Origin of the sequence: Rhodococcus coprophilus NBRC 100603, from assembly GCF_001895045.1 — a bacterium.
Classification (GTDB): domain Bacteria; phylum Actinomycetota; class Actinomycetes; order Mycobacteriales; family Mycobacteriaceae; genus Rhodococcus; species Rhodococcus coprophilus.
This window is the reverse complement of record NZ_BDAM01000010.1, coordinates 185304-207078: the sequence shown is the minus strand read 5'-3', so window position 1 is coordinate 207078 and position 21775 is coordinate 185304. Positions and strand designations below refer to the sequence as shown.

Sequence of the window (21775 nt, the reverse complement as noted above, 5' to 3'; positions counted from 1 at the left end):
CGTGACGAACCTGCACACCGCGCCCTCCGGCGCCGCGAAGCGGGTGCTCCTGGGGCGGCCGCTGCGCAGCGACACGCTCGGCCACACGTTGCTGCCCAAACGGATCGCCCTGCCGGTGTTCGCTTCCGACGCACTGTCGTCGGTCGCGTACGCGCCGGAGGAGATCTTCCTCGTCCTGTCGATCGCAGGACTGTCGGCCTATGCGTTCTCGTCGTGGATCGGCATCGCCGTCGCGCTGGTGATGGTGGTGGTGGTCATGAGCTACCGGCAGAACGTGCATGCCTACCCGTCCGGAGGCGGCGACTACGAGGTCGCGACGAAGAATCTCGGAGTCGCGGCGGGTCTGACGGTCGGGAGCGCGCTCATCGTCGACTACGTGCTGACGGTCGCGGTGTCGATCTCGTCGGCCGCCCAGAACATCGGGTCGGCGATTCCGTTCGTCGACCACCACAAGGTGCTCTTCGCGATGGCCGCGATCGTGCTTCTGACCGCGATCAACCTGCGAGGTCTACGCGAAGCGGGCGTGGCCTTCGCGATCCCCGCCTACGCCTTCATCTTCTGTCTCGGCGGGATGGTGCTGTGGGGTCTGTTCCGCATCTTCGTCCTCGACGACGACCTGCGCGCCCCGTCGTCGGGCTTCGAACTCGAGGCGGAGCAGTCGCATCTGGCGGGTCTGGCCTTCGTGTTCCTGATCGCGCGGGCGTTCTCGTCGGGGTGCGCCGCGCTGACCGGTGTGGAGGCGATCAGCAACGGCGTGCCGGCATTCCGGAAACCGAAATCGCGCAACGCCGCGACGACGCTGCTCCTGCTGGGCGCCATCGCGATCACCCTGTTCATGGGCATCATCGTTCTTGCCGAGCGGCTGGGTGTGGTGATCGCGGAGAACCCCGCGACGCAACTCGTCGGCGCACCGGAGAACTACCGGCAGAAGACGATGGTGGCGCAGATCGCCGAGACGGTGTTCTCGGGATTTCCCGTGGGTTTCTATCTCGTCACCGGGGTGACGGCGCTGATTCTGGTGCTTGCCGCCAACACCGCCTTCAACGGATTCCCGGTACTGGCGTCCGTGCTCGCACAGGACCGCCATCTTCCGAGTCAACTGCGTACCCGAGGGGACCGGCTGGCGTTCAGCAACGGCATCGTGCTTCTCGCCGGGGCGGCGATCGCGCTGGTGTGGGCATTCGATGCGGAGGTCACCAGGCTCGTCCAGCTCTACATCGTCGGGGTGTTCGTCTCGTTCACGCTCAGCCAGACGGGCATGATCAAGCATTGGACCCGGCATCTGGCGACCGAAACCGATCCGCAGGAGCGGCGACGGATGCGTCGGTCCCGGATCGTGAACTCGGTGGGGCTGGCGATGACCGCGACTGTTCTCGTGATCGTGCTGATCACCAAGTTCGTGGCCGGAGCCTGGATCGCGATCATTGCGATGGTGGTCGTGTTCGGAGTGATGCGGGCCATCCACCGCCACTACGCGCGGGTTTCGGAGGAACTCGAGCGCAGCCAGTGGGACGGGGTGCTGCCGAGCCGCACGCATTCGATCGTGCTGGTGTCGAAGCTGCACCGGCCTACGCTCCGAGCCCTCGCGTATGCCCGGGCGACCAATCCCGACACCCTCGAGGCTGTCACCGTCAACGTCGACGACGAGGAGACCCGGCAACTCGTCCGGGCGTGGGAAGAGAGCGACATCGACGTTCCACTCAAGGTCATCGACTCTCCGTACCGGGAGATCACCCGGCCCGTGCTCGACTACGTGAAGCGGCGGCGGGGCACCTCGCCGCGGGAGGTGATCACCGTGTTCGTTCCCGAGTACGTCACGGGATACTGGTGGGAAGGTTTGCTGCACAACCAGAGTGCGCTGCGCATCAAAAGCCGGTTGTTGTTCCAGTCCGGCGTCATGGTCACCAGTGTGCCGTGGCAGTTGCGGTCGTCGAGGCGAGTACCCCACGACCGCAACTGATCAGTCCGCTCACACTCGGGCGGGTTGCAGCACTTCTTTCAGTACGGCGGCGAATCCTTCCGGATCACCCGGCATGCCGTACTCGTCTCCCATGAATCCACCATGGCCGCCGGGGAACGAAACCGTATTCAGCCCGAGCCGGGCCGCGAGGGCTGATGCGCCCCGCGCTGCCATCTCATCGGCCGACTCACGACCCGCCGCGGGAACGATCCGCGTGGAGGCGGCCGCGAGAGCCTGGAAATCCGGGTCGTACCCCGTGCACGACAGCAGGTTCTGCGCCAGCAACGGATCGTCGCGCGAGCCGTCGTCCTCGATAGGGAGCCCGAACGCGGCGGGGTCAGGTGCCGGTGCACCGAAATACGCGTCGGACAGTTCGCCTTTCCACCCCACGAGGGTGATGAACTTGGTCATCCCCGGCCCCATTCCGATACGCAAGTAGGTGTCGTGGATGTCAGTGCACGCCTTCAGCAACATGTCGCGGTCCGGAAGGATCTTCGCCAGCGGCGGCTCGTGCGCCACGAGGGTGCGCACGCGCTCGGGATTGCGGGACACCAGTTCCAGGGCGTTCACGGCGCCGCCGCTGGTCGCGAACAGATCGACCGGACCGGTGCCGAGTGTGTCGATGAGGTGCGCGAGGTCGTCGGCGTGCAGGCGGGGCGTGGACCCGACGGTGGTGTCGGTGCGCACACCCCGACCGGTGCCGCTCGGGTCGTAGGTCACCACGGTCCGGTCGGTGAAGTACGACGCCAGAGTGCCGAACGCGTCGGCGGTCATCGGTGACGCCGCGAGGATCAGCGTCGGGAACGTGCTGCGCCCGGAGGGCTCCCGCACGTCGTACACGAGCGATGCGCCGGGTACTTCCAGCGTGCGAGTGTCGGGCTGGGTCATGGTGGCTCCTTCGAGTCGGTACTTCCCTATCGACTCGGCCGAGCGCGGGAATTCATCGCACCCGTGTCCGGGACCCGTAGCGCAGACTATGGAGCGTTCTGGGTGCGTCCACGACCGATGACGTCGGCGCGACGCTCGGCGACCCGTGCGGGAGTGAAATCCTTCATCCACTGCTGCGACGTCTCCTGCTCCGCCTGCAACGACGGGGCGACGACGTGCTCTTCCGCGCGGCGGTAAGAGCCGAGCAGGGTGCGGACCCCGGCCCGGTCGTTGCCGGCGATCGTCGTCGCGAGGCCGAGTGCGGCGTCCAGAAGCCGGTCGTGAGCCACCACCTCGGTCACCAGTCCGACGCGCAGGGCGGTCTCGGCGTCGACGAAGTCACCGGACAGGCTCATCCGGCGCGCGAACGCCCCGCCGACCGCCGCGGGCAGTCGCGCCGTCAGACCCCAGCCGGGCAGGACGCCGACACGCGCGTGGGTGTCGGCGAAGCGCGCTCGTTCGGAAGCGATCAGGAAATCGCAGGCGAGTGCCATCTCCAGGCCGCCCGTGATCGCGGCTCCGTTGATCGCGCCGATCACGGGCTTGGCCAGCGGCCGCCACGGATGCCCGACGGGAATCCCGTCGTCCGCGAGCCGCCCGAGGTTGCCACCCGATGTCCCGAGTTCCTGCAGGTCCAGTCCCGCACAGAAGGCGGGGTCGGTGCCGGTCAGGATCACGGCGTCGGTTTGTTCGTCGGCGTCCGCTGCGGCCAGCTCGCTACGCAACGTATCGATGAGGGCCGCGCTCAGGGCGTTGCGCTGTCTCGGGCGGTTGAAGGTGAGCGTGCGGACGGGTCCGTGTTGCCCGGTGAGCAGGATCGGCTCGGTCATGGTGTTCCTCCGCGGGACGGGCTCGGCTGGTTCTGCGGAGCGTAACGATCGCCGGGTCGTCCCGTCGCCGATGTCGTCTTCCCCGGCGTGCCGTTCCACTGGGCTGAATCGTTGTGGCCGCCGCCACACCGAGGTTTCTATTGTCGGGGCATCCGAGGAAGGGAAACGTCCCCATGCAGTCGCTCGCCTGTCGCAACTGTGACGCCCGCGTGCACGTCGCCAAGTACAGCCCCGCTCATACGAGCATCCAATGGTCCGATTCCGCCCGCGAGGCGTGCCGAGAATTCGCCGCTGCGCGTGCGCTCGACCCCGCCGCCTACGTGATGCGGTGTGCCGAACTGGATAGCACGGTCGACGAGGCCGTATCTGAGGGAAAGATCCGTGCGACAACGAGGGTCGAGCCGACAGTCCGGCCCCTCGCTTCCGAGGACACCGTCGCCACAGCCCGGTGACTCCCGTGTGTGTCAGGTTCCGTTCGCTTCGCCCGTAAACCTCTTGGAGACAAGTATGACCGTCCCGCAGGATCGTATCGAGATCCGCAACATCGACACCGGCACCAATCCCGAACGCTTCGCGCGGGGATGGCACTGCATCGGCCTCGCCAAGTCGTTCCGTGATGGAAAGCCGCACCAGGTCAAGGTGTTCGGCACCGACCTGGTCGTCTTCGCCGATACCTCCGGCGAACTGCACGTGCTCGACTCGTACTGCCGGCACATGGGTGGCAACCTCGCTCGCGGCGAGATCAAGGGCGACACCATCTCGTGCCCGTTCCACGATTGGCGCTGGAACGGTCAGGGCCGTTGCGTAGAGGTGCCTTACGCTCGCCGTACCCCGAAGGTCGCCCGCACCAAGACGTGGACGACGATGGAGCGCAACGGCGTGCTCTTCGTGTGGCACTGCCCGCAGGGCACGGAGCCGACTCCGGAACTCGCGATCCCCGAGATCGAGGGCTACGAGGACGGCCAGTGGTCCGACTGGACGTGGACGACCATCCACGTCGAGGGCTCGCACTGCCGCGAGATCGTCGACAACGTCGTCGACATGGCGCACTTCTTCTACGTGCACTTCCAGATGCCCGAGTACTTCAAGAACGTCTTCGACGGCCACATCGCGGGCCAGCACATGCGTTCGTACGGGCGCGATGACATCAAGACCGGCGTGCAGATGGATCTTCCGGAGGCGCAGACGATTTCGGATGCGTTCTACTACGGTCCGTCTTTCATGCTCGACACGATCTACACGGTGTCCGAGGGTAAGACCATCGAGTCCAAGCTCATCAACTGCCACTACCCGGTGACGTCGAATTCGTTCGTGCTGCAGTTCGGCACGATCGTCAAGAAGATCGACGGCATGACCGACGAGCAGATGTCCGAGATGGCGACGCTGTTCACCGACGGTCTCGAAGAGCAGTTCAAGCAGGACATCGAGATCTGGAAGCACAAGACGCGCATCGAGAACCCGCTCCTCACCGAGGAGGACGGTCCGGTCTACCAGCTTCGCCGCTGGTACAGCCAGTTCTACGTGGACGTCGAGGATGTCACGCCCGACATGACCCAGCGCTTCGAGTTCGAGGTGGACACCAGCCGTGCCCTCGAATCGTGGCACAAGGAGGTCGAGGAAAACCTCTCCGCGACCAAAGAGTGACGCATCGAGCCGTCCCACCCCACGTGGGTGGGGCGGCTCAGTCGTCTCGGCGGCGTAGTCCGTCGACGAACACAGTTATCACGGTGTGAGCGAGGTCGGCCGTCGTGTGCTCGGGTCCGGATCGGAACCAGCGCGACGCGTGCCAGACGGCGTCGTAGAGCAGTTCCCGGAAGATCTCGGGGTCGATGTCGGTGCGAAACGTACCGTCCTCGATGCCCTCGGCAATTGTGTCCCGCCACGCCACCTGCATCGCGTCGGCCGTCTCGACCATGTCGGCTTCGACCACTCGTTCGCGCATGTATTCACCTTCGCGCCGCCAGATGGATGTGGCTCCGTGGTAGTCCTCGCTGGTTGTCAGAGCGACACCGGCGAGCGCCTCGAGCCGCTCGACCGGCGGGAGCGACCGTGCCATCACCTCTGAGCAGCGCTGGGTGAGGTCTTCCAGGTATTCGCGGATCAGTTCGGTGACGATCGCTTCCTTGGACGGGAAGTAATGGTAGAGCGCTCCCGAGTACACGCCGACGGCTTCGGCGATGTCGCGAATCGTGGTGGCGGTGACGCCTTTTCGCGCGAATATCTCGGCAGATCGGTCGAGGATCTGCCTTTTGCGTTCCTGTGGATCCACTCTGAGCCTCCTGGCGTGTGGCATGGCGCCGGTGCACCTCAGGAGCTCATTGTTCCACATCGATTGATCAATTGATCAATGCGGTCTGTCCTCATCCCGATCACCAGGAGTATGTATGAAAACTTCGCCCATGCACGCGCCGGTCCCGAACCCTGCCCTCGAAGGCGGCACCGCCATCGTCACAGGTGCCGGTCAGGGGATCGGCAGAGGAATCGCTCTCGCACTCGCCGCCGCGGGCGCACAGGTCGCCGTGGTCGGGCGAACGGCCGCGCCGATCGAAGCGGTCGCCGGCGAGATCGTCGACCGTGGTGGCGTCGCGCGGCCCTTTGTGTGCGATGTGACGGATGCTGCGGCGGTGGAGCGTCTGGTGCCCGCAGTCGCCGAACAGTTCGGCGGAATCACCGTGCTCGTCAACAATGCTCAGACGGCCGCGCCCGGGTCGCTGCTCGAACTCGACGAGGCCACGTACCGGGAAGCAATGGAATCGGGTCCCACCGCGACGTGGAGGCTCATGCGCGCATGCCACCCGTATCTGCAAGGGCACGGGTCGATCGTCAATCTGGGCTCGGCGGCGGGGATCCGGTGGAACCCGTCGGGAACAGGTGGCTATGCCGCCGCGAAAGAAGCGATCCGCGTCCTGACCCGTACCGCGGCCTGCGAATGGGCGGGAGACGGCATTCGCGTCAACGCCATTCTTCCCCTGGCCGATTCGAAGCCGATGCAGGACTGGGCGCGTGCCGATCCCGACGCTGCCGCCGGGTATCTGAGTACCGTGCCGCTCGGCCGGCTCGGAGACCCTGAAACCGATATCGGTCCCGCTGTGGTCTTCCTGTGCAGCGACGCAGCGCGTTACATCACCGGGCACGCCTTGCCCGTCGACGGAGGTCAAGCGCTGGTGCGATGACCGTGTCGCGCAGGCCGCCGAGATCGTCATCCCACGCGTCGCTGCGGGGCGTTCCGGGACATGCTGCGCCAGATCGTGCGCGCCGCGACACGGACCGGTGTGGCGAGATGGACGGCATCGACCTTGTCGGCTGCGCCGGTGACGGACAGTGCACCGATGTAGGTGCGACCGTCACCGATCGGTGCTGCGACACAGGCGATACCGGGAATCGACTCGCCGCGTTCGTGTGCAACGTGCCGCTCACGGATCCAGGCGATCTCGTTGCGTAGCCGGGCGGCGTCGACTCCCGTCGGAGCATCACCGAGTCCCGGGGTGGGGGTTCCGGCGGGGTCGAACCGCGTGTGCGCGATGAGGGCTTTGCCCAGCGCGGTACGCAGAGCAGGCTGACGCCCGCCGATGCGGGAGGGGATGGGAACCGATTCGCGACCGACCTTGTCGAGGTATCGCACCTCGCTACCGTCCAGAACGGCCAGGTGGACGACGAGTCCGGTGACGGAATGCAGTTCCTGGAGAACAGGGTGGGCGGCGCGATGCAGTCCGTCCTGGTGCTGGGCGAGCGCACCCCACTCGAAGATGGTGCGGCCCAGCGCGTACGAATGGCCTTCCCGGCGCACCCAGCCGAACGCCATCAGCTGCGTGAGCAACCGGTGGGTGGACGACCGGGGCAGTCCTGTGCGCGAGGACAACTCGGACAAGGTGAGCTTGTCGCTGTGCCGGAACGCGTCGAGCAAGCCGGCCACACGGTCGACGACAGCCGCGGGAAAGTCGTCACAGTTCCTCACGAGGACCTCCATCTTCGATCGGATCGGGGACGGCCCCACCAGGAGCTTCACCGTTGATCGCTCGATCAATCAATCTTTACGTGACTGTAGCAGGACACCGGCCTCGGGTGAAGAAGAATGTTTCGGTTACGCGTTTGTGCCCCGCCGCTGGTCAGATGAGCCGGGCGGAGACCGCGTCCGCCGCGTCGCGGACCAGACGGCTCGCTCCTTCGGGGAGTCGGCCCTGGGCACCCGCCAGCGCGATCGCTGCGATCTCACCGTCGCCGGCGTCGAACGCCGCCGCTATGCACCTGACGGGATTGCCGCCCCGGACCACGCCCCCGGACGCGAGGAAGGCATCCGCCTCCGACGAATGCACGTGGGAGCCGTCGCGGTGGTGCAGCATCGCGATGCCGGCCGCCGTCTCGTCGGCCGGGCGGCGCTCACCCACGTGCGAGGGCATTTCGGACGTCCAGCGTCCGCCGATTTTCTCGAGGTAGAGCAGATCCTCGCCGTCCAGAACGGCGAGGTGCACCACGAGACCGGTCTCGGTCTGCAGGTCGTACAGCGCGGGCAGGGCGGCCTTGTGGATCCGGTCGTGTATCCGGGCGAGCGCGCCGAGTTCGATCATCTTGGGGCCGAGCCGGTACGTGGTGCCGGTGCGGCTGATCCAGCCCACCTTGACGAGCTGGAGCAGCATGCGGTGGGTCGATGAGCGCGGGAACCCGGTGCGCTGGGCCAACTCGGTGAGGGTGAGCCCTTCTGCGGTGCGAAACGGCTCGAGCAGAAGGGTGACTCGCCCCAGGACGGACTGGGGGCTTTCGGATGCGCCGGACACAAGCGTCCTCCCTCGAAGTAGGTTTCCAGGGATTGATCGATCGATCAATCAAGTTTTCGAAACAATAACGCGAGGGCGGTGGAAAACAAGAAGCGCCGCGACAGATGTCGCGGCGCTTCTGTGAGTATGCCTGCCGGGCAGGGCTACTCGTGTCTATCCGGCGGGGATGAAAGCCTTCAGCGGCTCGGAGCCCGTCTGATCGTGACCCCAGTAGGCGTCGGCGGTGATTTCCTCGGACGTGTAGAACCGCTCGTCGACGAGCATGCCCTCGGTGCCGAACTCGAGATCCCATCCGCCCGGTGCGCGGACGTAGAACGAGATCATCTTGTCGTTGGTGTGGCGACCCAGCGTCGACGAGATCGAGAAGTCGAGACGGTTGACCCGATCGAGAGCCTGACCCACCGCGTCGAGGGTGTCGACCTCCGTCATCAGGTGGACGAGTCCGGGCTCTTCGCTCGGCGGCGCGGGGCACAGCGCGAGGCTGTGGTGCCGCTCGTTGATGCCGAGGAAGCGCACGCGGGCGAGACCCTCTTCGTCGAGGCGGATCGAGCCACGCGGCAGGAATCCCAGTACCTGCGTGTAGAACTCGTAGGTCTCGTCGAAGTTCGCCGAGGGCAGCACGACGTGGCCGAGGCCCTGACGGCCGGTGACCCAGCGACCGGCGAAGCGGGTGACGACGGGGCTGTGGTCGAGGACCGGCCCGAAGAACACCTCGATGCGGGTGCCGGACGGATCCTGGAACGCGATGGCACCTTCCGCGTCGATGTAGGTCGCCTCCTTGCGGGAGAGCACCTCCACCGTGCGGCCGGACTTCTCGACCGCTTCGCGAACGCGCTCGAGCGCGAACTCGTCACGGACTTCCCAGCCCACGGCCAGTGCCTTGTCCGAATCGCCGGGCAACACCTGGATGCGGGAGCGACGCTCGTCCACGCGGGCGTAGAAGCCGTCCGGTTCCGGGCCGGAACCCTCCGCCATACCGAGACCGTCGAGGAGCAGTTCGCGCCACCGCGCGACGTCCTGGGTCTGAACTCTGAGGTAACCGAGACCCCGTAACTCTGTCATGTCAGTTGTTCCTCGAATGTTGTGGGTGGATCAGATCATTGCGCGGTACGCGCCCTGGGGCTCGCCGCCGAGCTGCGTGAGTGCCGCCGAATGGTAGATCATGCCCGGAACGTGGATGGCGTGGGTGAGACCCACGTGGGCGTCGCGCCAGAAACGCTGCATCGGCGTCTTCAGGTGCACAGCGGCACCGCCGGCGCGGGCGAAGACCTCGTCCATCGCGCGCACGGCACGCCATGCCGCCGAGATCTGGGTGCGGCGTCCGATGGCGCGCTCCTCGAAGCTGATCTCCTCGCCGCGGTCCGTCTTGTCCCAGAAACGGTCGACGGTCTCGAGCAGGGCCAGCCGCGACGCGGAGATCTCCGACGCCGCCTCGCTGATCGCGAAGAGGATGTAGGGGTCTTCCTTGATCGGGACGCCCGTGACCTGGACACGTTCCTTCTGGGCCGCGATGTAGCAGGCCAGCGCGCCCTCGGTCATGCCGATCAGGGACGAGGTGATGCCGAGCGGGAAGATGTACGAGAACGGGAACTTGTACAGCGTCTCGTCGCGACCGGCGTGACGCCAGCCGTTACCGCTGAGCACGATCTCGGCGTCGAGGGTGCGGTGCTCCGGGATGAAGGCGTCCTTGATGATCAGATCCTTCGAACCCGTGCCGCGCAGGCCGATGACGTTCCAGCTGTCCTGGTCGATCTCGTAATCCGAGCGGGGGAGCACGACGTGCAGGACCTGACCGGTCCGGTTGCCGTCCTTGTCGCCGACTGCCGCGCCGATCATGACCCAGCCGCAGTGGTCCGTTCCGGACGAGAATGCCCAGCGGCCGTTGAGGATGTAGCCACCGTCGACCGGCACTGCGACACCCATGGGCGCGTACGGCGACGCCATCCACATGTCGTTGTCGGCGCCCCAGATCTCTTCCTGAGCCTTCGGGTCGAAGAATGCGAGCTCCCACGGGTGCACACCCACGATGCCGGCGACCCATCCCGTCGCGCCGTCGAGCGCGCCGAGCGCCATCACGGTTTCCGCGGCCTCACGAGGATGGCCTTCGAATCCGCCGAACTCCTTCGGCTGGAACGTGCGGATGATGCCGGATTCGCGCAGGTGCTTCGCGGTGGTGTCGGTGAGGCGCATGATCTTGTCGCCCTCGACGCCCTCGGCGCGGATCTCGTCCGCGTGCTGCATGATTCTGTCCAAAACGTGGCCCATGGCGTGACTCTTCCTGGGGTATCGGCTGGGGGAAGCCGAGCGGGGGTTGGGTGTCCCGTTACGGGATGGGACCGGCGCACACAGTGTGCCGATGCACTGCCTCGAAGAGTGGCAGGGGCCACATCCGGCCGCATCGATGTTTCCGTTGAACGGGACAACAACTGCGCGACCTGCGGCGCAGCGGTACAACGAGGACAACGCACGGCCGCGCGCCCACACTTCCGAAGGAGCAAGATGACCGACACCGCAGCCCTGGTGGCTTCCCTGCTCGAGCGCGTCCAGGTACTCGAAGACAAGGCGGCGATCCAGGAAGTGCTGTCGGCGTACGGACCTGCTGTCGATGCCGGTGACGCCGACGCTGTCGGCGAACTGTGGGCGGAGGACGCCGTCTACGACATCGACATCCGTGTGATGGAGGGCCGCGACGCGATCACCGAAATGGTGCGCACCCGCCCCCACCAGGACTACATCAACGAAGGTTGCGGCCATCTCCTCGACCCGGTCCACATCCGGGTCGACGGAGACACCGCCGTCGCCACCTGCCATTCGCTGCTCCTCCGACGCAACCTCGACGCCGATTCGTTCCGCGTCTGGCGCGTCACCGCCAACCGCTTCGAACTCGCGCGCATCGACGGATCCTGGAAGATCAAGCGCCGCACCGCCCGTCTGCTCGACGGTAGCGACGCGGCGCGCGAGCTGCTGGCCCGCGCGTCCCGCTGACCTCGATCGAAGGTAGAACCTTGTCGCACAACGAAGTACGAGACACTGACGCGGAAACGCCGGCCCTCACCCTGGGTGCTGCCGAGCAGTTGCTCGCCATCCGTGAGATCGAGCGGGTCTTCGCGGCCCGGCTCCGGGTGATGGACAACAAGCAATGGGAGTACTACCCGACGCTGCACACCGAGGACGTCGTCAGCGAAACGTGGCAGGGCCTGCCCGGCGACAAGCAGCCCAGCACGGACGGTGAATCAGGGCGTGTCGTCGGACGCGAGGCGCTGACCCGCGCCATCAGTAACCTGCTCGACGGCCCGGTGCCGGTCACCTCGGCGCACCACGGGCACTGCCCCGAGATCGTGCTGGAATCCGACACCACGGCGCGCGGCATCTGGGCTATGGAAGACCAATTGTGGTGGGACAACGACGGCACCGAGGAATCCCTGCACGGGTGGGGTCACTACCATGAGCGATACACCAAAGTTGATGGTATATGGCTGATTTCGTATCGGAAGCTCACGCGGCTCCGTCAGGTCCACACTCCCGGATTCTTCTCGTTTCTCAAGCCTCTCTGACCTGCCCCGCGTCACGCAGAGGCGGGAGAACCGGTCTCGGCCGCTCGGGCGTTGGCGGTGATATCGTCCGCCAGTTGCGCCCACAGCTGCGGCGGCAGGTTGTGGCCCATACCGGGAATCACGACCAGGCGCGCGCCCGGCACGGCATCGGCCGTCGCGACCCCGCCGTCCACCTGGACGAGGGGATCGTCCTCGCCGTGGATCACCAGGGTCGGGATCTTCAGTTCACGTAGTCCCGGCGTGCGGTCGGGCGAGACCGTGATCGCTGCGAACTGACGCGCGACTCCGGCGGGGTCGTTACCCCGTTCGAAGGATCGCCGTCCGAGGTCGGCGACACGCGACTCGTCGAGCGGGTATCCGGGGGAGCCGATCAGCCGGTACAGCTGGAGTGAACGGTCGGCGGCGGCCTCCGGGTCCGTCGGCTGGGGAAGGAACAGCGCCGCCGCTGCTTCCGGCCGCGTTCGGCCGACTTCCCGCGAGGGAGTGGACATGATCGACGTCAGACTCCGGACCCGCTGCGGATGGTCGATCGCGAGTTGCTGAGCGATCATGCCGCCCATCGAAGCACCGACGATATGCGCGGACTCCAGACCGAGCGCGTCGAGCAGACCTGCCGTGTCGTTCGCCATGTCCACCAGCGTGTACGGCGGCGCCGGTGCGCTCTGTCCTGCGAGCAGCGCACCCAGGTCGGGGAGGCCCGCCTCGTGAAGATGGCTGGACAACCCGATGTCGCGGTTGTCGAAGCGGATCACGTGGAAACCGTGGCCGGCGAGCAGTTCACAGAACTCCTCGTCCCAGGCGAGCATCTGGGTGGCGAGACCCATGACGAGCAACAGAGGAGGATCGCCGGCGTCACCGAACGTCTCGTAGGCGAATTCGAGGTCCCCGACTGCTGCGTACTCGGTCCGATCTGTCATTTGCGCCCCCATCGATAGCTACCGGTTTCTCTTCGTACACTGCCATGCTGCGCTGCCGTCTCTACGCTTTCGATGGAAGCGGGAACGTTCGCGAGGAGACTCGGAGCGGACTTCGGATCGAGGAGCACATGACGGTCGACGAGAATCCCACGAAGCTTCGCAGAATGTCCCGGCTTCTCGCCGGCATCCGTGACGGCACCGACGACGACACGCTGGCCGCCGGATTTCTGCTCGCCGCCACGGTGGTTGCCCTGATCTGGGCCAACCTCGGGAGTTCGTACGAGGCCTTCTGGCACACCCCGCTGAGTATCAGGATCGGTGACTACGGCATCAGCCTCGACCTGAAAGACTGGGTCAACGACGCGGTGATGACGCTGTTCTTCTTCGTCGTCGGACTGGAAGTGAAACGCGAACTCACGATCGGAGAACTCACCGACCGCACACGCGCCGCCGTCCCGCTGGTGGCCGCGATCGCGGGGCTCGCATTACCGGCGGTGCTCTACCTCCTGCTCAATCCCAGCGGGGAGGCGGCCGGAGCCTGGGGTGTGGTGGTCTCCACCGACACTGCGTTCGTGCTGGGCGCGCTCGCACTCGTCGGTCCCCGGTGTCCCGCCCGGTTACGCGTCTTCATCCTGACCCTCGCGGTGGCCGACGACATCGGCGCCCTCGCTATCATCGCGCTGTTCTATACCGAGGAACTGAGGCTCGGCTATCTGCTGCTCGGTGGTGCGGGACTTCTTCTGATCATGCAGTTCCGCCGCCTGGAAGTCTGGCGCGGCATCGCCTACTTCTTCGTTGCGGCCGGGACGTGGGTGGCCTTCTACGAGTCGGGAGTGCATCCCACCCTTGCCGGCGTGCTGATCGCACTCATCCTTCCTGTCTACCCACCCAGGCGCGGCGAGGTGGAACGCGCAGGTGAGCTGACGCGGGCGTTCCGTCAATCGCCCAATCCCGACTACGCGCGCGCGGCGCAACTCGGGGTGCTCCGCGCGGTGTCCGTCAACGAGCGGTTGCTGCGGTTCTATCAGCCGTACGTCGCGTTTCTCGTCGTGCCGATCTTCGCGCTCGCGAACGCCGGCGTGGTGATCACCGGTGAAACCCTCGGCGACGCGATCGGATCGCCGATCACGTGGGGTGTCGTTCTCGGGTTGGTGGTGGGCAAGCTGGTCGGTATCACCGCGGCTACCGCGGTGTTCTCACGTCTGCGACCGGGGAGCTTGCCTCCGGGTCTGACTCTGTCGCAGGTCAGCGGCGGGGCGGCCCTTGCCGGCATCGGATTCACTATCTCGCTGTTCATCGTGGACCTGGCGTTCGAGTCCTCGGAGGCGGCAAACGATGCGCGTATCGGAGTGCTCGTCGCCGCGCTGCTCGCGACAGGATCGGGCTGGCTGCTGTTCCGGGTGTTCGACCGCCGTCTCCCGGCCGAAGGAGCCATCGGACCGGTGTTGTTACGTCCGGTCGATCCGCGCCGAGATCACCTGAGGGGACCGGAGAACGCACCGCTCACGCTTGTGGAATACGGCGATTTCGAGTGCCCGTTCTGCACCAGGGCCACCGGGGGCATCCAAGAGGTGCGTAAACACTTCGGTGACGACCTCCGGTACGTCTTCCGGCACCTCCCGCTCGACGCGGTGCATCCCTACGCGCGTTTCGCGGCCGAGGCCTCCGAGGCGGCCGCAACGCAGGGCAAGTTCTGGGAGATGCATGACGTCCTCTTCGCCCACAGTGACGCGCTGTCCGAGGAGGAGATCTACGACTACGCCGAGCGACTGGGCCTCGACATGGACCGATTCGAAGAGGATCTGCGGCTGGAACGCTACCGGCATCGAGTCGAAGACGACGATCTCGACGCCGCAACCAGCGACGTGGGCGGGACACCGACGTTCTATCTCGGTGCCACCGATTCGGATCTCACGCTGCACACCGGTCCGTTCGACGCCGCGACGTTGATCCGCAGACTCGAAGAGGCGCGCGACAGCTGAGTACTGCGCGGCCGCGGACCTCGCGTCGTCACGCCCGGAGTGGAAGTTTGACGATGGCGAAGGCGGGAAGCCGGAGAGGGACCCATACCCGAGCAGCGCAGGACGGCACCGATGGCTGAGGATGACGCCCACACAACCCGGACAGACCAGCTCCACTTCCAGAATCCCGTGACCCGTTATCCGTCGATCACCCCGCCCGAGCAGCATCAACCGGAACCGGGTCACGAATCCGATCTGGCACCGCGGGCCGACATCGGCGAATTCTCGTACCGGGGGACAGGGCGGCTGAAGGGTCGGAAAGCGCTGGTGACCGGTGGCGACTCCGGGATCGGCGCGGCGGTCGCGATCGCGTTCGCGCGTGAGGGTGCCGACGTTGCGATCTCCTATCTGCCCGCGGAGGAAGCCGACGCGCAGGAGGTCGCCCGCATCATCTCGGAAAGCGGCCGAAAGGCGGTGGCTCTGCCTGGCGACCTCACCGACGCGGAGTTCTGCCGCAGCGTGGTCGACAACGCAGCCGAGCACCTCGGCGGGCTCGACATCCTCGTCAACAATGCCGGCAAGCAGATCGCGGTGACCAGCCTCGAAGAACTGCCCGACGAGCAACTCGAGGAGACCTTCGAGACGAATATCCTGGCGATGTTCCGGACGACGCGTGCGGCCCTGGCCCATTTGGGTGAAGGCAGCACCATCATCAACACCACGTCGATCGTGGCGTACATGCCGTCGCCGACGTTGATGGATTACGCCTCCACCAAGGCGGCGATCAACAACTTCACCAAGGGACTGGCGAACCAGCTCGCGAGTAAGGGCATCCGCGTCAACGCCGTCGCGCCGGGGCCCATCTGGACTCCGCTGCAACCCTCCGACGGACAGCCGAAGGAGGAACTGCCCGAATTCGGACAGAACACACCACTGGGGCGTGCCGGGCAACCCACCGAACTGGCGCCGGCATACGTATTCCTGGCATCGCCGGAATCGAGCTATGTGGTCGGGTCGACGATCCACGTCAACGGCGGGATGCCTTCCCCGTAACTCGGTCCAGCAGGCGCCGAGGCGCAACCGGCCCACGCTGCCGCCGACGTACCCGGCCCCGCCCTTTGGGGCGGAGGTGGCGGTCGTGCGCGGGTCCGCTCACGCGGACCCGCGCACCGCCGCCGATCCGATGGCCTCCCGTCCACCACGATCGACGTCCGCCCCCACGCGAGTCTCCTCCCCGAGACCGGCCGCTCCCGAACCTCCCCGGTATTCGCTTGCGACACACCGTGTATCCAGCGCCTGGCTCTTCTCGTTACGCTTACCAGGACATTGCGGACCGAATTCATCCGTTCGGATTACAAACGCCCGAACATCGCGATCCGTCGGTAACGGACGTCCAACCACGATCTTCAGTGCGGGCCCACCCCCCGAATGAGGTCCGGATGACGAACCTTTCCTCGGCCTGGGCCTTTACCGACCGATTCCCCGCGTCAGTCCCGACGCTCCGACACCGAGACGCAGACGCCGGATGAGGACATTCTTCCGAAGGCGGTCGGAACGAATTCGGAAATTGTCCCCTGTAAACGTCTCGAACTACGCAAGACAGACAGCGGTGGGAGTCTTCGCGTAGATTCTCCACGCACCCGAGGCTTCAGTGCCGCTGTGGCCGTGCGTGTTACGCATGTGGCGGGGTGGTCCCAGATGCAAGATCGAAATCCGCACGATCAGCGAAGGATGGGTAATAGCTGAAGTCGGAATTCAAGATGCTCTCAGATGCTACGAGCTGTAAGTGACGTTATAGTTGCCCCCAGCGACCCGTGAGCAGTAGTGGATGTCTACGTCGTTTCGCAAGGGCATTCGGGGTGGTTTGCCTGACTCGTTCCCGGCCGACGCTTTGTCTCGGCCCGAGTTCGGGGGTCGACGGTTGTCTCGGGGAGGAGACACGTATGAGGACGAAGGCACGATGACCGCGGTACCCGTAAACCGACGGTCCACAGCCACTCTCGATCGGCGCGCGGTACGTCGCGAACAGGTGCGCACCGAGGACCCCAGAGGCGGTTCATCGGCAAAACGGCCGAGCTGGCAACGCGCATACGTGCGCCGGCTGTTCTGGACCGATGCCGTGATCGTGGTTCTCGCGGTCGTTTCGGCGCACGTGATCCGGTTCGGTCAGGACAGTCTGCTGACCGTGGATGCTGTCCACGCCCTCGACTACACACTGGTCTCCGTCGCGTTTGCGGCTGCCTGGATCATCATTCTCGCCGGGTTCCGCACCCGGTCCCGGCGCGTCGTGGGTTCCGGCTTCGAGGAGTACCAGCGCGTCATCGCAAGCACCCTCCGGTTGTTCGGCATCGTCGCCATTTTGGCGCTCGTCTTCCGGATGGAGCTTGCTCGCGGGTATCTGGCGATCGCACTGCCGGCGGGCTTGACGACCCTACTGCTCAGTCGATGGTTGTGGCGTAAGGGTGTTTCGCGCAAACGTCGGTCGGGTCAGTTCAGCACGCGCGTGCTGGTCGTCGGGGGTGCTCGTGCCGTTCGGCACATGGCGCAGACCTTCGAGCGAAAGAAAGCCGACGGGTATTACGTCGTCGGCGTGTGCGTCCCCCGGTACTCAGGGGTGCCCGGGGAGGATATCGATGTCGGCGGACGCTGTATCCCCATCTACGGCGACGAATCGTCGGTGGACGAGGCGCTGAAGATCTCCGGTGCCGACACCGTCGCGGTGACTGCCACCGAAACTCTAGGGCACGAAGGCATTCAGGACCTCGTATGGATGCTCGAACCGCTCGAAGCCGATCTTGTCGTTGCCACCGGGGTAGTGGATGTCGCAGGACCGCGCCTGGAGATGCGCCCCGTTGCCGGTCTGCCGCTGATCCATGTGGAGAAGCCGCGGTACCACGGTGCCAAGCGCAGCGGGAAGCGATTGTTCGACCTCATGTTCTCGTCGGCCGTGCTGGTCGTGCTCAGTCCGGTGTTCGCGTTGGTAGCGCTGGCGATCAGGCTCGACGACAAGGGCCCGGTGTTCTACAGAGCCGAGCGCATCGGGTTGGACGGACGATCGTTCGCGATGATCAAGTTCCGCTCGATGGTGATCGACGCCGACGAACAGATCCCTGCGCTGCTCGATCGGAGCGAAGGATCCGGACTCCTCTTCAAGATGCGCGACGACCCGCGGGTGACGCGCGTGGGGCGGATCATTCGACGCTTCAGCATCGATGAGTTGCCTCAGTTCATCAACGTGGTGCGCGGCGAAATGAGCGTCGTCGGGCCTCGCCCACCGCTGCGTCGTGAGGTGGAAGGGTACGACGGCCGAGTCCGCCGACGACTGCTGGTGCGGCCGGGACTGACGGGACTGTGGCAGGTCAGCGGACGGTCGGACCTCTCGTGGGACGAGGCAGTGCGGCTGGATCTCTCGTATGTCGAGAACTGGTCGATGGTCACCGACGTGCTGATCATCGGAAAGACGGTCAAGGCTGTGCTGCTAAGCGAAGGTGCGTACTGAGAGATGGGTGCAGCGAAAGCCGGGCGAGCGTGAAGTGGCGAACGAGTCGGTCGTGACCGAGGGCGACGTACCAGTGCATCCGCCGTGCAACCGGGAGGGGTACTGCCATCGTGACGCGAATCGGGCTTGACGTCGGCGCACTCGTGCAGCCCGGGGGTGACCGCGGCCTTGGAAGATACACCGTGGAAATAAGAGCGGCGGCGCAAAAGATCCGCGGTGTGGAGGTCGTTCCGATCGCCACATCGCACTGCCGAGTGCCGGCGACTCCTTTCCTGGATCACGTACGCACCTTGGGGCAGTTGAGGAAGGTCTCGTTGTTCCACTCGACGACCGTGACGCATCTTCCACTGATCAAGACGCGTCCGTGGGTTTGTTCGATACAGGACATAATTCCGTTGGACCTCGACGGATATACGAAGCGGGGCGTGAAGACCGACTTCTACCATTCCCAAGCTACGAGATGCGATGTCGTCGTTGCAAACTCGAATTATACGGCGAATCGCATCGCAGACAGGTTGGGTGTCGCGCCGGAGAAGATCGTGACGGCTCCGATCCCGGTGAGTGCTGCATTTCGTCGTGGTCCGAGCGGGCAGGCCGACGGTCCGGTTGCTTATGCTTGTGCACTCGTCGACCAGAGGTCCCGGGATGACAGGAAGCGCTATCACTGGATTCAGCAGATCGCGAAACAGCTCAGAAAATCGGAGATCCAGGTCAGAATCGCCGGCCGGGGAATAAGGGCACACGAGTTCCCGGATTGCACGGTAGTCGGCGAGTTGAGCGATGAGGGGCTCCGCGACTTGTATTCCGCGTCAATTTGTTTCATTTATCCCAGTGCCTACGAGGGCCAGGGTTTGCCTCCTATCGAAGCTATGGCATGTGGCTGCCCCGTGCTGGCGTTTCGGAACACGTCAGTGGAAGAGATGGTTGGACTCGAAGAGTTCTTGGTGGACGATCCCATGCCGTGGGCGGAACAGGATCTAGTCGGTTCGATGCCCCGAGATGCTGTTTGTCATTTTTCCGACAAGGTCGTGAACCTGGCCGAAGACCGGACCCGCCGCAGCGAATATCGTAGAATCGCTCTCGTTCAGGCAAGGAAGTTGTCCGAACGCACTCTTGCCGAAGCGCTTTCACGCTCCTACCGACTGGCTTCGGGGGCATGACGATGATCGTGGCTTTGAACGACTTCATCGGCGCACGAGGGGTCAGCGGTTCGAGCATGGGGGCCACGCAGGTGGCCCGTGCACTTGCCGGCGGCGGCACCGATGTGTACCGGATGACAGTCGGTAGAGAACCGCAGTCCAGGGTCGGGCGGTTGGCGGGAATGCTCAGGTGGGACTTCGTCTATGCACCGAGGACTGCAAGTAGAATCGATGCTTGTTGCATCGTGCATTGCACCAACACGGGCATGGGCGCGCGACATCTTCCCTCGATCGTCATCATGCACGACACGATGGTTCTGGATCACCCGTCACTTTTCGACCGGGGTTACAACGCGTACGCGAGGATGACCTTCGGTATCTCGGTTCGCGCCGCCCGCGTAGTGGTCACTCCGTCCGAGCACAGTAAGAACCGGATACTCGCACGATGGCCGGAAACCAGAATCGTCGTCATACCTTGGCCGACGCAATCAACCCGGCCGAACGCGAACCATCCCGGCTATGAGGAACGCATGCAAAAGCCGACCGTACTCGCAGTGGCGTCCACCGATCGGCATAAAAGGCTCGATATCGTTGTCAATACCGTGTCGACCGTACGCCGTATGAGCGGCATCGACTTCGGTTTGACATTGGTTGCGCGGCCGGGCAACGCGGAGTCCGCCGTGCAACGCGCGATCGGCCGTGTGGATCCGGAGCATGAATGGATCGAGATCGTCAGGGGAATCAGCAGCCGACATCTTTCTGATCTGTACGACAACGCGTTCTGTTTGATAGTGGCGTCTCTGGACGAGGGTTTCTGCCTCCCCGCTCTGGAGGCCGCATCACACGGATTGCCGGTTGTACATACTGCCCGGGGCGCTCTAGCAGAGGTAATGGGCGGGCATCCCGCTTACGGGCGTGACTACGCTGCTGACGAGGCAAGACTGCTCGAGTCCATGATCAGTATCTGCGACAGGTCGGCATGGGAATCTTCACGCGAGAGATCGATCGAGCGGGCAGGAGTTGCTACGGGGCCAGAACAATTCCGAGACCGATGGCGCCTCTTGGTGAAGGAAGTCGGATCATGAAGGTGACTTTCCTGCACGGTAGCAACGATATGTACGGTGCGAGCAGAGTGCTGTTGGACGAGGTGTCGATATTTCTCTCGAAAGCGTGGGATGTAGCGGTTGTGCTACCGATGAAAGGTCCTCTGACGGAGAAGCTTACGGCACTCGGTGCACGCGTTGTCGTCGATCCTGAACTCCACGTGCTCCGTCGTGCCCAGTCGCTGAAAGCAATTGGCAATCCGCGGATGCCGGCGGTGATACGCGGAGCAGATCTCGTAGTCGTCTGGACACTTGCCTTGGCGAGTTATATCCCACTCCTGGTGCTTCGGAGGCAGAGCTTCTACGTATCGGTCCACGAGATTCAAGGGGGGGCGGTAGGTGTCGTATTGATTCGGCTGTTGCGTGCCGGAAGCTTCCCGATTACAGCGTGCAGCGAGGCTGCCAAGGCATGGCTGTCGAAGGGCGGTATATCAGCGGACAGAATATCGGTTACCTATCCAATTTTCTCCCCGGACGCGGTCAGCTCGCTCTCTGCGAAAACTACCGGTTGTGGGCCCGCGATCGCAGTTGTCGGACGCACAAATGGGCGCAAGGGGCATCTGGAGGTTGTCCGCGCCCTTCGGTGTCCTGCACTTCGCGATATGGAGATGACCCTCGTTCTCGCGGGTGGACCGTTCCCCGGCCAGGAACATCACTTGGCAGCGATAATCGATGAGGCGGCAACCGACCGGCGCATCACGTACGTCGGGGAGGTCGACGGCGTGCAGAGTCTTGAGGGAGTCGTCGACGCTGTGGCTTGTTTCCCCACGCGCCCAGAGTCTTTCGGGTTGGTGCCGCTCGAAGCATGGGCGTCAGGGATTCATACTTTGGGGCACCTGGAGGGCGGTGCTGCCGAGGTCCTGCCGCTCGTAGGGGCAATGTCCGTTCTTGAAATGCCCTCCGTAGAGGGCCTCGCGGCGTTCATCCGAACCGCGCTTGTGAACCGCGGACGGTGGCAAGACTTGCCGCCTCGGGAATCGGTTCTGAAGAAGTTTTCGAGGGAGGTTCGCGAGTGTGTCGTCTGTGACGTCATCGCGTCAGCGGAGTCGGCTACCAGTGGGCGGACGAAGGCGGGAGGCGGATGAACAAGCAGCGAAGTCACTCCATCGGACG

19 protein-coding genes are annotated in these 21775 nt (G+C 64.8%); 11 read left to right on the top strand and 8 right to left on the bottom strand.

The window, feature by feature from the left end; genetic code table 11:
• The first annotated feature begins 1 nt into the window (after position 1).
• On the top strand, positions 2-1960 hold the full coding sequence (locus tag RDCOP1_RS17470) for an APC family permease (protein WP_371836831.1): 1959 nt from the start codon (positions 2-4) through the stop codon (positions 1958-1960).
• Positions 1961-1969: 9 nt separating this feature from the next.
• On the opposite strand, the gene RDCOP1_RS17465 is transcribed toward RDCOP1_RS17470, so the two are convergent.
• Both RDCOP1_RS17465 and RDCOP1_RS17460 read right to left on the bottom strand, forming a co-directional pair.
• Positions 1970-2848: an alpha/beta fold hydrolase gene (locus RDCOP1_RS17465; RefSeq protein WP_072703192.1), complete on the bottom strand. Its 879-nt coding sequence runs from the start codon at positions 2846-2848 to the stop codon at positions 1970-1972.
• 86 nt (positions 2849-2934) lie between these two features.
• Entirely contained in the window at positions 2935-3717 is a 783-nt protein-coding gene (locus tag RDCOP1_RS17460; protein ID WP_072703811.1) for an enoyl-CoA hydratase, read from the bottom strand.
• A gap of 507 nt (positions 3718-4224) precedes the next feature.
• Here RDCOP1_RS17460 and RDCOP1_RS17450 point away from each other — a divergent pair.
• The gene (locus tag RDCOP1_RS17450; protein WP_072703186.1) at positions 4225-5361 is read left to right on the top strand and encodes a 3-ketosteroid-9-alpha-monooxygenase, oxygenase component; all 1137 of its coding nucleotides are present in this window, start codon (positions 4225-4227) and stop codon (positions 5359-5361) included.
• Between the two features lie 37 nt (positions 5362-5398).
• On the opposite strand, the gene RDCOP1_RS17445 is transcribed toward RDCOP1_RS17450, so the two are convergent.
• Positions 5399-5986 carry a TetR/AcrR family transcriptional regulator gene (locus RDCOP1_RS17445; RefSeq protein ID WP_072703183.1) on the bottom strand — a complete coding sequence of 196 codons (588 nt, stop codon included), beginning with the start codon at positions 5984-5986 and terminating at the stop codon, positions 5399-5401.
• Between the two features lie 115 nt (positions 5987-6101).
• On the opposite strand from RDCOP1_RS17445, the gene RDCOP1_RS17440 reads away from it, so the two are divergent.
• Positions 6102-6890, top strand: coding sequence for an SDR family NAD(P)-dependent oxidoreductase (locus tag RDCOP1_RS17440; RefSeq protein WP_072703180.1), 789 nt, complete (start codon positions 6102-6104; stop codon positions 6888-6890).
• 26 nt (positions 6891-6916) lie between these two features.
• Here the strand turns inward: RDCOP1_RS17440 and RDCOP1_RS17435 are convergent, their stop codons facing one another.
• From RDCOP1_RS17435 to RDCOP1_RS17420, 4 genes are all read right to left on the bottom strand, one after another.
• On the bottom strand, positions 6917-7672 hold the full coding sequence (locus RDCOP1_RS17435) for an IclR family transcriptional regulator (protein WP_072703807.1): 756 nt from the start codon (positions 7670-7672) through the stop codon (positions 6917-6919).
• 151 nt (positions 7673-7823) lie between these two features.
• Entirely contained in the window at positions 7824-8489 is a 666-nt protein-coding gene (locus tag RDCOP1_RS17430) for an IclR family transcriptional regulator (RefSeq protein ID WP_072703177.1), read from the bottom strand.
• 153 nt (positions 8490-8642) lie between these two features.
• On the bottom strand, positions 8643-9551 hold the full coding sequence (bphC, locus tag RDCOP1_RS17425; protein WP_072703174.1) for a biphenyl-2,3-diol 1,2-dioxygenase: 909 nt from the start codon (positions 9549-9551) through the stop codon (positions 8643-8645).
• Positions 9552-9581: 30 nt separating this feature from the next.
• Complete coding sequence (locus tag RDCOP1_RS17420) at positions 9582-10754, bottom strand: acyl-CoA dehydrogenase family protein (RefSeq protein ID WP_072703171.1); 1173 nt, start codon at positions 10752-10754, stop codon at positions 9582-9584.
• A 234-nt stretch (positions 10755-10988) separates the two neighbouring features.
• Here RDCOP1_RS17420 and RDCOP1_RS17415 point away from each other — a divergent pair, with 234 nt between their 5' ends.
• Complete coding sequence (locus RDCOP1_RS17415) at positions 10989-11474, top strand: nuclear transport factor 2 family protein (RefSeq protein WP_072703167.1); 486 nt, start codon at positions 10989-10991, stop codon at positions 11472-11474.
• Between the two features lie 20 nt (positions 11475-11494).
• Entirely contained in the window at positions 11495-12043 is a 549-nt protein-coding gene (locus RDCOP1_RS17410; RefSeq protein WP_072703164.1) for a nuclear transport factor 2 family protein, read from the top strand.
• An 11-nt stretch (positions 12044-12054) separates the two neighbouring features.
• Here RDCOP1_RS17410 and RDCOP1_RS17405 read toward each other — a convergent pair whose 3' ends face one another.
• Entirely contained in the window at positions 12055-12960 is a 906-nt protein-coding gene (locus tag RDCOP1_RS17405) for an alpha/beta fold hydrolase (protein ID WP_072703161.1), read from the bottom strand.
• Between the two features lie 128 nt (positions 12961-13088).
• Here RDCOP1_RS17405 and nhaA point away from each other — a divergent pair, with 128 nt between their 5' ends.
• The 6 genes from nhaA (at position 13089) to RDCOP1_RS17375 (ending at position 21747) form a co-directional block, all read left to right on the top strand.
• Complete coding sequence (gene nhaA, locus RDCOP1_RS17400; protein WP_072703804.1) at positions 13089-14942, top strand: Na+/H+ antiporter NhaA; 1854 nt, start codon at positions 13089-13091, stop codon at positions 14940-14942.
• A 111-nt stretch (positions 14943-15053) separates the two neighbouring features.
• Positions 15054-15974, top strand: coding sequence for an SDR family oxidoreductase (locus RDCOP1_RS17395; RefSeq protein ID WP_072703158.1), 921 nt, complete (start codon positions 15054-15056; stop codon positions 15972-15974).
• 907 nt (positions 15975-16881) lie between these two features.
• Complete coding sequence (locus RDCOP1_RS17390) at positions 16882-18420, top strand: sugar transferase (RefSeq protein WP_084722683.1); 1539 nt, start codon at positions 16882-16884, stop codon at positions 18418-18420.
• A gap of 110 nt (positions 18421-18530) precedes the next feature.
• Entirely contained in the window at positions 18531-19580 is a 1050-nt protein-coding gene (locus RDCOP1_RS17385) for a glycosyltransferase (protein ID WP_169848921.1), read from the top strand.
• Positions 19577-20644, top strand: coding sequence for a glycosyltransferase (locus tag RDCOP1_RS17380; protein WP_072703153.1), 1068 nt, complete (start codon positions 19577-19579; stop codon positions 20642-20644). The genes RDCOP1_RS17385 and RDCOP1_RS17380 overlap by 4 nt, the downstream gene beginning before the upstream one ends.
• The gene (locus RDCOP1_RS17375) at positions 20641-21747 is read left to right on the top strand and encodes a glycosyltransferase family 4 protein (protein WP_072703150.1); all 1107 of its coding nucleotides are present in this window, start codon (positions 20641-20643) and stop codon (positions 21745-21747) included. Before RDCOP1_RS17380 ends, RDCOP1_RS17375 begins: the two co-directional genes overlap by 4 nt.
• Positions 21748-21775 lie beyond the last annotated feature (28 nt).

Excerpts from the sequence above, each read along its gene's own strand:
- RDCOP1_RS17450 (WP_072703186.1), top strand. The coding sequence starts at position 4,225 with ATGACCGTCCCGCAGGATCGTATCGAGATCCGCAACATCGACACCGGC.
- bphC (WP_072703174.1), bottom strand. The coding sequence starts at position 9,551 with ATGACAGAGTTACGGGGTCTCGGTTACCTCAGAGTTCAGACCCAGGAC.
- RDCOP1_RS17390 (WP_084722683.1), top strand. The coding sequence starts at position 16,882 with ATGACCGCGGTACCCGTAAACCGACGGTCCACAGCCACTCTCGATCGG.
- RDCOP1_RS17375 (WP_072703150.1), top strand. The coding sequence starts at position 20,641 with ATGAAGGTGACTTTCCTGCACGGTAGCAACGATATGTACGGTGCGAGC.
- RDCOP1_RS17405 (WP_072703161.1), bottom strand. The coding sequence starts at position 12,960 with ATGACAGATCGGACCGAGTACGCAGCAGTCGGGGACCTCGAATTCGCC.
- RDCOP1_RS17440 (WP_072703180.1), top strand. The coding sequence starts at position 6,102 with ATGAAAACTTCGCCCATGCACGCGCCGGTCCCGAACCCTGCCCTCGAA.
- nhaA (WP_072703804.1), top strand. The coding sequence starts at position 13,089 with ATGACGGTCGACGAGAATCCCACGAAGCTTCGCAGAATGTCCCGGCTT.
- RDCOP1_RS17415 (WP_072703167.1), top strand. The coding sequence starts at position 10,989 with ATGACCGACACCGCAGCCCTGGTGGCTTCCCTGCTCGAGCGCGTCCAG.
- RDCOP1_RS17380 (WP_072703153.1), top strand. The coding sequence starts at position 19,577 with ATGACGATGATCGTGGCTTTGAACGACTTCATCGGCGCACGAGGGGTC.
- RDCOP1_RS17420 (WP_072703171.1), bottom strand. The coding sequence starts at position 10,754 with ATGGGCCACGTTTTGGACAGAATCATGCAGCACGCGGACGAGATCCGC.
- RDCOP1_RS17460 (WP_072703811.1), bottom strand. The coding sequence starts at position 3,717 with ATGACCGAGCCGATCCTGCTCACCGGGCAACACGGACCCGTCCGCACG.
- RDCOP1_RS17395 (WP_072703158.1), top strand. The coding sequence starts at position 15,054 with ATGGCTGAGGATGACGCCCACACAACCCGGACAGACCAGCTCCACTTC.
- RDCOP1_RS17465 (WP_072703192.1), bottom strand. The coding sequence starts at position 2,848 with ATGACCCAGCCCGACACTCGCACGCTGGAAGTACCCGGCGCATCGCTC.